Annotated in this window: 11 protein-coding genes and 1 pseudogene; 8 read left to right on the top strand and 4 right to left on the bottom strand. The window is 74.5% G+C overall.

Annotated elements, in window-relative coordinates; genetic code table 11:
* Positions 1-179 precede the first annotated feature (179 nt).
* The 8 genes and pseudogenes from ACFVYX_RS19530 to ACFVYX_RS19495 form a co-directional block, all read left to right on the top strand.
* Positions 180-638, top strand: a pseudogene (locus ACFVYX_RS19530) (SRPBCC family protein); the annotation flags it as partial.
* Positions 639-906: 268 nt separating this feature from the next.
* The gene (locus ACFVYX_RS19525; RefSeq protein ID WP_389682631.1) at positions 907-1,584 is read left to right on the top strand and encodes an HAD family hydrolase; all 678 of its coding nucleotides are present in this window, start codon (positions 907-909) and stop codon (positions 1,582-1,584) included.
* A 37-nt stretch (positions 1,585-1,621) separates the two neighbouring features.
* Positions 1,622-3,025 (top strand): FAD-dependent oxidoreductase, encoded by a 1,404-nt coding sequence (locus tag ACFVYX_RS19520; protein ID WP_389682629.1) that lies wholly within the window; start codon positions 1,622-1,624, stop codon positions 3,023-3,025.
* A gap of 135 nt (positions 3,026-3,160) precedes the next feature.
* Positions 3,161-3,412, top strand: coding sequence for a BON domain-containing protein (locus ACFVYX_RS19515; protein ID WP_389682628.1), 252 nt, complete (start codon positions 3,161-3,163; stop codon positions 3,410-3,412).
* Positions 3,413-3,483: 71 nt separating this feature from the next.
* Positions 3,484-4,278, top strand: coding sequence for a metallophosphoesterase (locus ACFVYX_RS19510; RefSeq protein WP_389682852.1), 795 nt, complete (start codon positions 3,484-3,486; stop codon positions 4,276-4,278).
* Positions 4,279-4,421: 143 nt separating this feature from the next.
* The gene (locus ACFVYX_RS19505) at positions 4,422-5,897 is read left to right on the top strand and encodes an aminotransferase class I/II-fold pyridoxal phosphate-dependent enzyme (RefSeq protein WP_389682627.1); all 1,476 of its coding nucleotides are present in this window, start codon (positions 4,422-4,424) and stop codon (positions 5,895-5,897) included.
* 53 nt (positions 5,898-5,950) lie between these two features.
* Positions 5,951-7,498, top strand: coding sequence for a PP2C family protein-serine/threonine phosphatase (locus ACFVYX_RS19500; RefSeq protein ID WP_389682626.1), 1,548 nt, complete (start codon positions 5,951-5,953; stop codon positions 7,496-7,498).
* A 243-nt stretch (positions 7,499-7,741) separates the two neighbouring features.
* Positions 7,742-9,070 (top strand): peptide ligase PGM1-related protein, encoded by a 1,329-nt coding sequence (locus ACFVYX_RS19495; protein ID WP_389682625.1) that lies wholly within the window; start codon positions 7,742-7,744, stop codon positions 9,068-9,070.
* 156 nt (positions 9,071-9,226) lie between these two features.
* Here ACFVYX_RS19495 and ACFVYX_RS19490 read toward each other — a convergent pair whose 3' ends face one another.
* From ACFVYX_RS19490 to ACFVYX_RS19475, 4 genes are all read right to left on the bottom strand, one after another.
* On the bottom strand, positions 9,227-10,300 hold the full coding sequence (locus ACFVYX_RS19490; protein ID WP_389682624.1) for an acyl-CoA dehydrogenase family protein: 1,074 nt from the start codon (positions 10,298-10,300) through the stop codon (positions 9,227-9,229).
* Positions 10,301-10,362: 62 nt separating this feature from the next.
* Positions 10,363-11,352: an acyl-CoA dehydrogenase family protein gene (locus tag ACFVYX_RS19485; protein WP_389682851.1), complete on the bottom strand. Its 990-nt coding sequence runs from the start codon at positions 11,350-11,352 to the stop codon at positions 10,363-10,365.
* Complete coding sequence (locus ACFVYX_RS19480; protein WP_389682623.1) at positions 11,352-12,521, bottom strand: acyl-CoA dehydrogenase family protein; 1,170 nt, start codon at positions 12,519-12,521, stop codon at positions 11,352-11,354. The genes ACFVYX_RS19485 and ACFVYX_RS19480 overlap by 1 nt, the downstream gene beginning before the upstream one ends.
* On the bottom strand, positions 12,521-13,411 hold the full coding sequence (locus ACFVYX_RS19475) for an enoyl-CoA hydratase (protein WP_389682622.1): 891 nt from the start codon (positions 13,409-13,411) through the stop codon (positions 12,521-12,523). Before ACFVYX_RS19475 ends, ACFVYX_RS19480 begins: the two co-directional genes overlap by 1 nt.
* Positions 13,412-13,415 lie beyond the last annotated feature (4 nt).

Below are 13,415 nucleotides of genomic sequence, written 5' to 3'. Positions count from 1 at the left end.
CCTCGGCGCGCCGCCCCGGAGAGAAGCTGGCTTCGCCCTGGGCACCCAGCACGCCGAGTTCGGGCCCCCGACAGCGGGCGGCGAAGGCCGCCCACGGGGCGGGCACGCATGACGTGAGCGTCGTCGGGTACGCGCGGATCGACCGCACAGTGCCATGACGACTTTCTGGAGGCAGGGCGATGAGCAGGGTCGAGCAGACCATCGACGTGGATGTGCCGCTGCGGACGGCGTACAACCAGTGGACGCAGTTCGAGGAGTTCCCGCGGTTCATGGAGGGTGTGGAGGACGTGCGTCAGGTCGACGACCGGCACTGTCACTGGCGGACGAAGGTGGCGGGGGTCCGGCGCGAGTTCGACACCGAGATCGTGGACCAGCTTCCCGACGAGCGGATCTCGTGGCGGACGGTGGCGGGGGAGACACGTCAGAAGGGTGTGGTGAGCTTCCAGCCGCTGGACGCGGAGCACACGCGGGTGCGGCTGGCGATGGACGTGGAGCCGGAGGGCATGGTGGAGAAGGCCGGCGACATGATGGGCGTCCTCGACCGTCGGGTGAAGGGTGACCTGCAGCGGTTCAAGGGGTTCATCGAGGAGCAGGGCGGTGAGACGGGCGGCTGGCGCGGCCGGGTCCGCCCCGCCGACGCCGACGCCGGAACCGACACGGGCGCTGCCATCGGACAGAGCCCCCTGCGCGAGGGTCCGGGACCGGTCCGGCAGGAACCCGGGACGACGACCGGCACCGGAACGCCCGGAACCCCGGGAACCACGGGGACGACCGGGGGCGTTCGGGAGTCCTGGCCGCTCCCGCCCGGGCCGGACGAGCCCGGCTCCATCGACCGCCTCTGACCGACCCGTCTGCCGGCCCCGCTGACCGACCCGACGGCTCCGGCCCCCGAAGGGAGCTCCGGACATGGACCGCGTCGCGCTCTTCGACGTCGACGGCACCCTCGTCGACTCCAACCACCTGCATGTCGTCGCCTGGTGGGAGGCCCTGCGTCAGGACGGACACCACGTCCCCACGCACGCCATCCACCGCGCGATCGGCCTGCCGGGGGAGGACCTCCTGGAACACCTGCTCGGCGCCGGCCGTGACCGGTCGCGGGACGGCCGTCTCAGCGGAGCCCACGATGCCCTGTACGGGACGTACTTCGAGCGGCTCCTCGCCTTCGACGGCGCGGCGGACCTGCTGCGGAAGCTCGCGGGGAGCGGCTGGAAAGTCGTCCTCGTGACCTCGGCCAAGGACCGGGAGCTCGCCGCGCTGCGCGGAGCCCTCGACGCGGACGACGCCATCACGGCCACCGCCACGTCCGACGACGTCGAGGAGGGCAAACCCGCCCCCGACCCGATCGAGCACGCGCTCTCCCTCGTGGGAGGGGCCGCCGAGGGGGCCGTGTTCGTCGGCGACAGCGTGTGGGACATGAAGGCGGCGCGCCGCGCCGGCGTGCGCCCTGTGGCTCTGCTCTGCGGCGGGGTCCCGCGGCAGGACCTGACGGAGGCGGGCGCCGTCGCCGTGTACGACGACGCGGCGGACCTCCTCGCCCACCTCGGCAGCGGCCCGTTCGCGACTGGGCAGGACGGCTCCGGGTAGACGCCGGACCGGCCGACCGCCGCCGAGAGGAGCGATCATGCGCGGAGACCGGAACTCGTACTGGATGGAGTCGGCACCGCCCGGCGGCATCCATCCACCGCTGGACCGTGACCTCCGTGCCGACGTGGTCGTGGTGGGCGCGGGCATCGCGGGCCTGTGCACCGCCCGCGAGCTGGCACGCGCAGGACGTGAGGTGGTGGTGCTGGAAGCCGGGCGGATCGCCGCCGGGGTGACCGGACACACCACGGGCAAGCTGACCTCCCTGCACGGGATGTGTTACGAACGGCTCCGCCGCCGCCAGGGCGCGGAGGCGGCGGCCCTGTACGCCGACGCCCAGGAGAACGCCCTGCGCGACGTCGTACGGATCTGTGAGGAACTGGGCGTCGACGCGGAGATCGAACGCCGCCCCGCGTACACGTACACCCTCGACGAGGGAAAGGCGGGCGACGTCAGGGCCGAGACGGCGGCCGCCTCGGCAGCGGGCCTGCGGGCCACCACGGTGACCGACACGGGACTTCCGTACGCCGTGGCGGCCGCCGTCCGCGTCGAGGACCAACTGCAGTTCCACCCCCGCCGGTTCCTCCTCGGCCTCGCCGACGACCTTCTCGCGCACGGCGGCCGCGTCCACGAGAACACCCGCGTCACCGGCGTCCACGAAGGCACCGACTGCCGTCTCACGGTGAAGGGCGGCATCACGGTCCACGCCCGCGACGTCGTCCTCGCCACCCACTTCCCGCTCCGCTGCCACCTCACCCTCCTGATGCGGCTCTCCCTCCGCCGTGAACTCGTCGTCGCCGCTCCCGTCGAGGAACGCCACGCCCCCGACGGGATGTACCTGACCTCCGACCACGGCACCCGGTCGGTCCGTACCGCGCCCCTGGGAGAGGGCAGACGGCTGCTGATCGTCGCGGGCGAGAGCTTCGAGCCGGGCAGCGGGGGCGTACGCGCGCGGTACGCCCGCCTGGAGGACTGGGCGCGTGCCCGGCTCCCGGGATTCGCCGAGGCGCCGACCGTCCACCGGTGGGCGGCCCAGGACGTCCACACCGCCGACGGAGTGCCCTGCATCGGCCACGAACACCCCGACACCGAACACCTCTTCGTCGCCACCGGCTTCGGCGGATGGGGGCTCAGCAACGGCGTGGCCGCCGGCCGGCTGCTCACCGCGCATCTGACCGGCGCACCGCGCCCGGCCTGGATGGAGCTCGTCGACCCCCGGCGTCGGCTGCCCGCCCGAGATCTCCCCGGGGTGGCACGGCACCAGTCCACCGTGGCCCGCCACTTCGTGGCGGGACTGCGGACCGGCCGGCGCTGTACGCACATGGGATGCGAGCTGGGATTCAACGAGGCCGAGCAGACATGGGAGTGCCCCTGCCACGGCTCCCGCTTCGCCCACGACGGCAAGGTGCTCCAGGGGCCGGCCACCCGCCCCCTCACCATGTGAGAGCGCCGCACGGACACGGGCCGGAGGGACGGACACGACGAGCGGCCGGGACACGGCCGGAGCGACACGACGAGCACCCGGGACGAGGATGGAGCGACACAGGATGAGCACCGGGGACAAGGACGGAGCGACACCATGAGCACCGGAGAGAGCGAGTACCGGATCGCCCGGCTGAGAGACAGGCTCGCGCGCGAGGAAGTGGCCGAGCTCGGGGTGCGGATCGAGGTGCGTGGCGCGGTCGTCCTCCTGACCGGCACCGTCCCCACGGCCGACCGCCGTGACGAGATCCTCCGGATCGCCGAGGCGGAGCTCGCCGACATCCCCGTCCGCGCGGACCTCCAGGTCGCCTGCGCGGATCCCCCGGACCGACCCGAGGAGCTGCTGTGACCACCCCCGCCGTGACCTCGCCCGCCGTGACGTCCCCCGTCGTCGCCTCCCCCGGCAAGCAGGACGGCGCCGTGGTCCGGGTGGCCGCGGTGGGGGACATCCATCTGGGCCCGGACTGCCGGGGCCTGCTGCGTCCCTCCTTCGAGACCCTGCCCCAGTGCGCGGACGTCCTCCTCCTCGCCGGGGACCTCACCCGCCACGGCACGGTCGCCGAGGCGGAGGTCGTCGCGGAGGAGGTACGCGACCTGGGCGTCCCCGTGGTCGCCGTGCTCGGCAACCACGACTACCACTCCGAGCAGGAGACGGACGTCGCGCGCGTCCTCAGCGACGCCGGCGTCACCGTCCTGGAGGGCGAGAGCGTGGTCCTGCCGGTGGCCGGGGGACACGTGGGCATCGCGGGGACGAAGGGCTTCTGCGGCGGCTTCGCGGGCCGCAGCGCCGGTGAGTTCGGCGAACGCGAGATGAAGGACTTCGTCCTCGCCACCCGGCGGGGCGCCGACGGCCTGCGCAGGGCCCTCACCGAGCTGTCCACCGACGGCTGCGGGGCGCGGATCGCCCTCACCCACTTCGCGCCCGTGCCCGACACGCTCGCCGGCGAACCCGTGGAGATCTACCCCTTCCTCGGCAGCTACCTCCTCGCCGAGGCCATCGACGAGTCCGGCGCCGACCTGGCCGTGCACGGCCACGCCCACCTGGGAACGGAGCACGGCATGACGGCCGCGGGGGTACGCGTCAGGAACGTCGCGCAGCCCGTCATCCGCAGGGCGTTCGCCCTCTACCACCTGCCGCTCACCCGGACCGCGCCCGGCCCCGACCACACCGGCCCGACGTCCGAGGCGGCCGGGGCGGCGCGTACGCCGGGCTGACGCGCCGACCGCCGCCGACCGCCGAGGCGGAGGCCGCATACGTTTCCGGAGGCGGCGACGGGCAAGACGCGGGGAGAACCCGAACGGCCGCATCCACCCCGTGGACGGCCTCGAACCCGCGCCGTACGGCCATGGGAGGAACGATGGACCAGTCACGTGCCCCGGTACTGGAGGCCCTGCAGGAGTTCCGCCGACGGAACGACGTGGTGTACGGACCACCGGGCCACAAGCAGGGGCGCGGGGCCGACCCCCGGGTGGCGGAGGTCGTCGGCCTCGACGTGTTCCGGTCCGACGTCCTCCTGCTCAACGGACTGGACGACCGGCGGGAGTCCCAGGGAGTACTCAGTCAGGCCCAGGAACTGATGGCCGACGCGGTCGGTGCCGAGCAGGCCTTCTTCTCCACCTGCGGCAGCTCCCTCTCCGTCAAGACGGCCATGCTCGCCGTCGCGGGCCCCGGCGAGAAACTGCTGCTCTCCCGCAACGCGCACAAGTCCGTGATCTCGGCCGTCGTCATCAACGGCGTCGAGCCCATCTGGGTGCACCCGAAGTTCGACGCGGAACGTCACCTCGCCCACCCCCCGGAGCCGGACGACGTACGCCGCAAGCTCAAGGAACACCCCGACGCCAAGGGCATGCTGCTCATCACCCCCACGGACTGGGGCACCTGCGCGGACATCCAGGGCGTGGCACAGGTCTGCCACGACGCCGACGTGCCCCTCATCGTCGACGAGGCCTGGGGCGCCCACCTGCCCTTCCACCCGGCCCTGCCGTCCTGGGGCATGACGCATGAGGCGGACCTGGTCGTCACCAGCGTCCACAAGATGGGCGGGGCGATCGAGCAGAGCTCGGTCTTCCACCTGCAGTACGACCGGGTGTCGCCGGAGGTGCTCAAGCAGCGCGAGGACCTCCTCGCCACCACCAGCGCCTCCAGCCTCGTCTACGCCACGCTCGACGGCTGGCGCCGGCAGATGGCCGAGCACGGCCACGAACTCCTCGACGCGGCACTGCACCGCGCCCGGCGGGTCCGCGCCGCCGTCCGCGACCTGCCCGGCCTGCGGCTGATGGACCGCGAGGTCGTCACGGCGGGGCTCGCCGCCGACCTCGACCCGCTGAAGATCGTCATCGACGTGCGCGAGCTCGGCGTCAGCGGTATGCAGGCGGCCGAATGGCTGCGGGCGCACCGGCACGTCGACGTCGGCAGCTCGGACACCTGCCGCATCAGCGCGTCCCTCACACACGCCGACGACGACGAGACCGAGGAGACCCTGCTGGCCGCGCTGCGGGCCCTCGTCGAGGGCGCCGGATCCATGGAGCGGCAACCGCCCGTGCGCCTGCCCGACCCGCCGGCGCTCGAACTGGAGCAGGCGATGCTGCCGCGCGACGCGTTCTTCGCGGAGGCGGACCACGTACCGGCGGAGCGGGCCGCCGGCCGTGTCGCGGCCGAGCTGATCACCCCGTACCCGCCCGGCGTGCCCGTGATCGCACCGGGCGAGGTCATCACCGCGGAGGTCGTGGACTACCTGCGCAGCGGCGTCGACCACGGGATGCTCATCCCGGACGCGGCCGACGCCTCCCTCCGCACGCTCCGCGTGGTGGCGCGCACGGGGGCGACCGGGTGAACGCGCGGAGAACCGTCCGCGAGGCCGTCCCCCATCCGTGGCATGCTCATCCCATGACGGCCGAAGGAGCGCGAGCCCCCGCCCCCGCGGCGTCCACCGTCCAGGAGATCCTCGACGGCCTCCCCGGCGCGGCGGTCTTCCTCGTGCCGGTCCGCAGGGCCGGCGGCGATGTCGTGGACCTCCGGATCGCGGCGGCCTCGCCCGACGCGCTGGACATCGGGGGCCGCAGGGGCAGGGAACTCGTGGGACTCCGCGTCCTCGAGACGTACCCCGCCGTGCGGGGCACGGACCTGTGGCAGGGGTACCTCCACGCCCTGGAGAGCCGGTCCCGGTACGACGGCGAGCCGTTCGAGTGCGAGGAGACGCTCGCCGGGGTTCCCCGCCGTTCCCGGTTCGCCGTCCGGGCGGCGGCCTCCGCGGGCGGTCTGATCGTCTCCTGGGTACGTCTCGACAGCGGGGAGCGCGAGCAGCGCCGACTGGAGATGATGCAGCGCCTGGGCAACATGGGCTGGGCGAACTGGGACCTCGTCCGGTCCACCGTCACCTGGTCGGAGCAGGTCTACGGCGTCGTCGGCCGGGACCCGTCCCTCGGCCCGCTGACCCTGGACGAACTGCCCGGCCACGCCGCCGCCGGGTGCGCCGACGCCCTGGCCGACGGCGTCCGGCGCCTCCTCGGGGACGGGCAGCCCATCGACCACACCTTCCGCACCACCACGGGCGACGGCGGGGTCCGGCACGTCCGGTTCGTCGCCGAGGCCGAGGCGGACGTCCACGGCACCCCGGTCGAGGTCCACGGCTTCTTCCAGGACGTCACCGCCTGGGCCCTCGCCGAGGAGCGCCTCATCGGCCACGAGCGGACCGCCCTGGCACAGCAGGGCAGACTCGCGGCCGAGCGCGCCCTCGCCGCCCGGCTCCAGCACGCCCTGCTGCCGCTTCCCCAGCAGTCGCTGCGCCTGGCCGGCCTCACCGTCGACGTCGCGTACCAGCCCCACCAGGAGGGCATCAACGTCGGAGGCGACTGGTACAGCGCCATCGAACTCCCCGACGGCAGCGCGCTGCTCGTCGTCGGTGACGTCGCAGGTCACGGGCTCGACGCCGTGGCCACGATGGCCCAGCTGCGCTTCACCGCCAAGGGCATGGCGATCACCGGGACGCCGCTCGCCTCGATCCTCGCCCGCCTCAACACGCTCCTGTGGCACAGCGCGGAGCGGGCCTTCAACACCGCCACGGTGATCATGGCCCGGTACGAGCCCGCCGCGGAACTCCTCACCTGGGTGCAGGCCGGCCATCTGCCGCCCCTGCTGCTCCGCGAAGGGGAAGCCCGCTATCTGCCCTCGCCCAAGGGTGTCCTCCTCGGCGCCACGCCCTCGGCGCGCTACGCCTCGTCGACCGTCCGCCTGCTCCCCGGCGACCAGCTGCTCTTCTTCACCGACGGCCTCGTCGAGGCGCCCGGGCAGCTCCTCGACGACGGTCTGGCCCGGCTGGCCCGTGCGGCGACCGGGCACAGCGGCGGCGGCCGCTTCCTCGACGGCGTCCTGGAGTCCCTCGTCGACCCCGACACCCGGCGCGACGACATCTGCGTGATGCACATCAGCGTCTGAACGGTTCCGGCCGCGCGGCGGGCGCTCAGCACCGCAGCGGCCTCCTCGCGGAACTGGTATCCAGAAGTCCGGGCCTCCGTACGGACGGCCGAGGCCAGGGCATGCGCCCGGAACAGTTCGACCGGTTCGTACGAAGGAGGCGGCCCGTCCATGGACGCGGCCCGGTGCGTCCCCGACGCCGGGGCGCGCGGGCTCCGGCGTGCCGGGTGGACGCGGCCGCCGACGACACGAGAGGAGCGGCGAGTGACACACGCGGATCCGTCCGGCCCGTGCGGGATCCAGGTTCTCTACGCGAACCTCGTCTCCGACCTCGCGGTGGACCTGGACGAGCGCGAGGTGCTCGGGGCCTGGGCGGAGCAGGCTCCCCGGGAGGTGTGGCTGCTGCGTCCGGGGGACGTCCTGGTGACTCCGGTGCCGGTCGGCGAGGCGTTCCTGGAGTACGCCTGTGCCCTGACCGGCGTTCCCCGGGAATCGGTGACGGTGGTCCACCTGCCCGGGGCCTTCGTGTCGGCGGGCGTACCGTCCCCGCACCGGGTGGCCGCCGAGGCGGTGCGCGGGGCGTCCGCGGGCCGCGCCGTGGCCGCGGTCCTCCCGACCGCCCTGGACGGCGCGGCGGTCGGTCTGGCGCGCGGGCTGGGCGTCCCCGTGGCGCCGTACGCCTCCGCGGAGGCGGCCGGGGCCGCGCTCGAGGTGACCCGGCTGCTCAACACGAAGGCCGGGTTCCGGCGGGTGGCCGGGGCCCTCGGCATGCGGCTGCCCGACGGCCGCGTCCGCCGGCGCGCCGGGGTGGGGCCCGCCGTCAGGGAGCTGCTCGGCTCGCACGGACAGGTCGTGGTCAAGCCCGACCGGTCGGCGGGGGGCCACGGTCTGCTCTTCCTCCCGTCGGAGGCCGGCCCGTGGGACGGGGAGGGACTCCCCTCCGTGGGAGGGGCGGACGGTCTGTGGGTGGTCGAGGAGCGGATCGAGGTGGCGCGGTCGGTGAGCATCCAGATGGAGACGGGGCCCGCCGGGCCGAGGCCGCTGTTCAGCGGCGAGATGAGAACGGTGGAGGGCTGCTTCACGGGCTACCTGTCACCCCTGGCCTCACCCCCGTCTCCCGCCGGCAGCCCCGCGGCGGATGTCGGCGCGACGCTCGTGTCGTGGGGGTGCGCGCTGGGCCGCTTCCTCGCGGATCACGGGTACGCGGGGCCGTTCAGCGTCGACGCGATGGTGTCGGCGGACGGCGAGGTCTTCGCGGGCGAGAGCAATGTGCGGCGTACGGCGACGACCACCCCGCAGGCGATGGTGGCCCGCCTCACCGCCGGGGCGGGGAGCGGAGACCGCCCGGGCGGGCCGTGCTGGGCGACGGGCAGGCTGCGGGCACCCGCGGTGTGCTCCTTCGGCGAGGCCGTGGAGCGGCTGCGCGTCGGCCGGATCGCGTTCGACCCCGCGAGGGGAGAAGGCGTTGTCCTGTACGCCGGGCCGCCGCCGGACGGTCTGACCTGGCGTTACGCGGTGATCGCGGACAGCCGTGCCGGCGTGGCGCGGTACGAGGAGCTGCTGCGGTCCCGCTGGGCGCCACGTACCCGGTGAGAGCCGTCGTCACCGGAGGGCGGATTCCACGGCGTGGGGCTCGGACCGGGTGTCCCGGGCGACGGCGGGCCCGGAGGCGTTCATCGTCGGCGGCTGCCCGGGTTCCCCCGCTTGAACCGCTCGCCGTACCCCCGTCCCGCCGTGGTCGGGCCCAGGTCACGCCGTGGTCAGGCCGAGAGCGGCGGCCAGTCGGTCGCGGTGCCAGGACGGGGGGCCGAAGAGCTGGGACGAGCCGTGCGCGCGTTTGAAGTAGCGGTGCGCGTCGTGCTCCCAGGTGATGCCGATGCCGCCGTGCAGCTGGATCATCTCGCCCGCCACCGCCGAGAACGCCTCCGAGCAGGCCGACTTCGCGGCGGCCGCGAGCCGGGGCAGCTCCGGTGAGTCCGCGGCGGCCGCGAGGGACGCGCCGAGCGCGGCCGAGCGCGCCGACTCCACCCGCACGTACGCGTCCGCGAGCCGGTGCTTGACGGCCTGGAAGGAGCCGATGGGCCGGCCGAACTGCACACGCTCCCCGGCGTAGGCGACCGTGCGTTCGAGGCAGCGCGCGGCGGCGCCGACCTGTTCGGCGGCGAGCGCCGCGCAGGCCAGGTCCAGTACCCGCCGCAGCACCCGGTCGCCGTCCCCGTCGGCTCCGACGAGCCGGCCCTCCGCCCCCCTGAGCGTCACGCGGGCCTGCGCGCGTGTGACGTCCATCGTGACGGTCGCCCCGCGGTCCACGCCCGCGCCGTCCCCGGGGACCTCGAAGAGGGAGACCCCCGCTGCCGTGCGAGCGGCCACCAGCAGGACCTCGGCTCCGGCGCCGTCCAGGACGTGGTCCTTGACGCCGGTGATCCGCCACCGCCCGCCGGGCCCGGGGGCGGCCTCGGCCCGTACGGCCGACGGGTCCCAGGAGCCGCGCTCGGCCCACGCCAGGGCCCCCACGAGGGCCCCCGAGGCCAGTTCCGGCAGCAGCCGCGCGCACGCCGTCCCGTCGCCCGAGGCGAGCAGCGCCCGCACCACGAGCACCGCGGAGCCGAGATAGGGGACGGGGCTCAGCACACGCCCCAGCTCCTCCATCACGACATGGACCTCCCCGGCCCCGCAGCCCGCGCCGCCGTACTCCTCCGGGACGGCGAGTCCCGCGACGCCGATCTGCGCGGTCAGCGGCCGCCAGGCCGTCTCCGCCGTGTGGCGTCCGAGCACCGCCCGTACGGCGGACCGCAGTTCCTCCTGTTCCTCCGTCAGCCTCATGCCTCTGCTCCCTTCGGTCTCGGGCGGACACAGGTCCTCCTCCGGCGGCTCCCGGTCCACGGTCACGGCGCGAGGACGCGGGCGCGGCAGACGGCGGGGGTGCCCCAGGCGTCGCGGAGCGGACGGGCCTTGCGGATCCACAGGGCCAGGTCGAGTTCCTCCGTGTAGCCGACGGCGCCGTGGAGCTGCAGGGCCGTGCGGGCGGCGGCGTACGCGGCCTCGCCCGCCGCGGCCTTCGCCGCCGCGACGTCGGCGGAGCCGCTGCCGGTCCCCGCCGCCAGGGCCAGGGCGGCCGCGTGGAGCAGGGGCTGGGCGAACTCCAGGGCGATGAGCGTGTCGGCCAGGCGGTGTTTCACCGCCTGGAACGAGCCGACGGCGACGCCGAACTGGGTGCGCTGCCCGACGTACGCGACGGTCCGGCCGAGCAGGGCGCGGCCGAGGCCGAGGGACTGGGCGGCGGTGGCCAGGGCCGCGACCTCGGTGGCGTGCGCGGCGGCGGCGACGACCGCGGGGCCCCGCGCCAGGACGGTTCCGCCGAGGGGGCGGGCCAGGCGGCGCGCGGGGTCGGCCGACGGCTGGACCGGGCCGGTCGTGTCCGCCAGGCGTACGGTGTCGCCCTCGACGACGAGTACGGCGTCGGCGGCGGCCGCGTCCAGGGCGTAGGGGCCTCCGGCGGCCGGTACGCAGAGGGAGAGGACCGACGTGCCGGAGGCGATCCGCGGCAGCCATGCGGCGGCGGTCTCCTCCTCGCCCAGACGGTCGAGGAGAGCGGCGGCGGCGACCGTCTCCACCAGGGGGCCGGGGGCGGCATGGCGGCCCAGCTCGGTGAAGGCGACGGCGAGTTCGACCGGCGAGGGGCCGAGGCCGTCGTGCCGCTCCGGTACGGCGAGGGCGAAGAGCCCCGCTTCGGCGAGCCGTGACCAGAGCGCACGGCCGGGCGCGGTGTCTCCCGCCGCCCAGGCCCGTGCGGCCGCCGGGGTGTCGGCCGCCGTGAGCATCGCGTCGAGGGAGCGGGCGAACTCCCGCTGTTCGTCGTCGAGGAGGAACCGCATCACCGGCGTCCCTTCGGGAGGCCGAGCAGCCGCTCGGCGATGATGTCGCGCTGGATCTCGTTGGTGCCGGCGTAGACGGGTCCGGCGAGGGAGAAGGTGTGGCCCTCGGCCCAACTGCCGTGCGCGGGAGCGTCGGTGGCCTCGTCGGAGAGTTCGCCGTACGGTCCGAGCAGGTCGAGGGCCGTCTCGTGGAGGGCGATGTCGAGTTCGGACCAGAAGACCTTGTTGAGGCTGGACTCGGCGCCGACGGCGCCGCCCGCGGCGATGCGTGAGGCGGCCGCGTAGGCGAACAGGCGGTAGGCGCGGGCGCCGATGACGGCGTCGGCGACCCGGTCGCGCAGGGCGGTGTCGGCGGGATCGGCGCTCTCCCGCCACAGCGCGGTCAGCCGCCCGGCGGCCGCCGTGAACCGGCCGGGGCTGCGCAGCGTCAGGCCCCGCTCGTTGCCCGCGGTGCTCATCGCGACCCGCCAGCCCTCCCCGGGTGCGCCGATCACGTCCTCGTCGGGCACGAGGACGTCGTCGAGGAAGAGTTCGGCGAAGGCGGGCTTTCCGTCGAGCCGCCCGATGGGCCGTACGGTCACCCCGTCGGCGTCCAGCGGGAACATCAGGTACGTCAGGCCCTGGTGCGGCTTTCCGGCGTCGGGGTCGCTGCGGAAGAGGCCGAAGGCGCGGTCGGCGAAGGCGGCCCGGGACGACCAGGTCTTCTGCCCGTTCAGGCGCCAGCCGCCGTCGGCCCGTACGGCCGTGGAGCGCAGCGAGGCGAGGTCGGAGCCGGACTCGGGCTCGGACCACGCCTGGGCCCAGATGATCTCGCCGCTCGCCATGGCGGGGAGGACGCGGGCGCGCTGCTCGTCGGTGCCGTGCTCGAAGAGGGTGGGGGCGAGCAGGTTGATGCCGTTCTGGCTGACCCGGCCGGGGGCGCCGGCCGCGTAGTACTCCTCCTCGAAGATCAGCCACTGGAGGATCGAGCTGTCGCGGCCGCCGTACTCCCCGGGCCAGGAGACCGCCGACCAGCGGTCGGCGGACAGGGTCCGCTCCCACTCCCGGTGGGCCGTGAAGCCCTCCTCCGTCTCCAGGGAGGGCAGGGGGTTCGCGGGTACGTGGGCAGTGAGCCAGGCGCGGGCCCCGGCCCGGAAGGCGTCGTCCGCCGCGGAGAAGTCGAGGTCCATCAGGCGCCCGCCTCCCGGGGCTCGGGGGGTCGCCCTCCGGAACGCCGCCGCATCGCGCGGATGTCCATGCCGCCGAGCGGGTCGGGGGAGGTCTCGGCGTTGTGGGCGTGCGCGAGGTGGTGCAGCCCGAAGACCGAGTCCATGCCGGTGTGCAGGCCCTGCAGGTCCTCGGCCTGGTTGACGGCGCGCTTGGTCAGGGCGAGGCCCATGCGGGGCATCTCGGCGATCCGCTCCGCCAGCTCCATGGTCCGTGCGGTGAGTTCCCCGGCGGGGACGACCCGGTTGACCATGCCGACCTCGTGGGCGCGCCGGGCGGTCATCCGGTCGCCGGTGTACAGGAACTCCTTGGCGATCCGCGGGGGCATCACCCACGGGTGGGCGAAGTACTCGACGCCGGGGATGCCCATGCGGACCACCGGGTCGGCGAAGAACGCGTCCTCGGCGGCGACGATGAGGTCGCACACCCAGGCGAGCATGAGACCGCCGGCGACGCAGGCGCCCTGGACCGAGGCGATCATCGGCTTGGGCAGCTCGCGCCATCTCCGGCACATGCCGAGGTAGACCTCGGACTCGCGGGCGAAGCGGCTCTCCGCTCCTGCCTTGTCGGAGTGGTCCCACCAGAGTCCCGCCCTGCGGTCGAACGGCAGGTGGGCGTCCCGCTCGGGGGTGCCGATGTCGTGGCCGGCGGAGAAGTGCTTCCCCGCTCCGGCGAGCACGACGACCTTGACCTCGTCGTCGTCGGCCGCGCGGTAGAAGGCCTGGTCGAGTGCGTAGGTCATCGCGGAGTTCTGGGCGTTGCGGTAGTCGGGCCGGTCCATGGTGACCACGGCCACGGGGCCGAGGCGTTCGTATCGGACGGGCCCTGTGGACGCGGTGCGGGCAGCGGACATCCGC

The sequence above is a fragment of the Streptomyces sp. NPDC058326 genome, assembly GCF_042879855.1.
Classification (GTDB): Bacteria; Actinomycetota; Actinomycetes; order Streptomycetales; family Streptomycetaceae; genus Streptomyces.
Note: the sequence above shows the minus strand (reverse complement) of the source record. Positions and strands in the feature narration are given on the sequence as shown.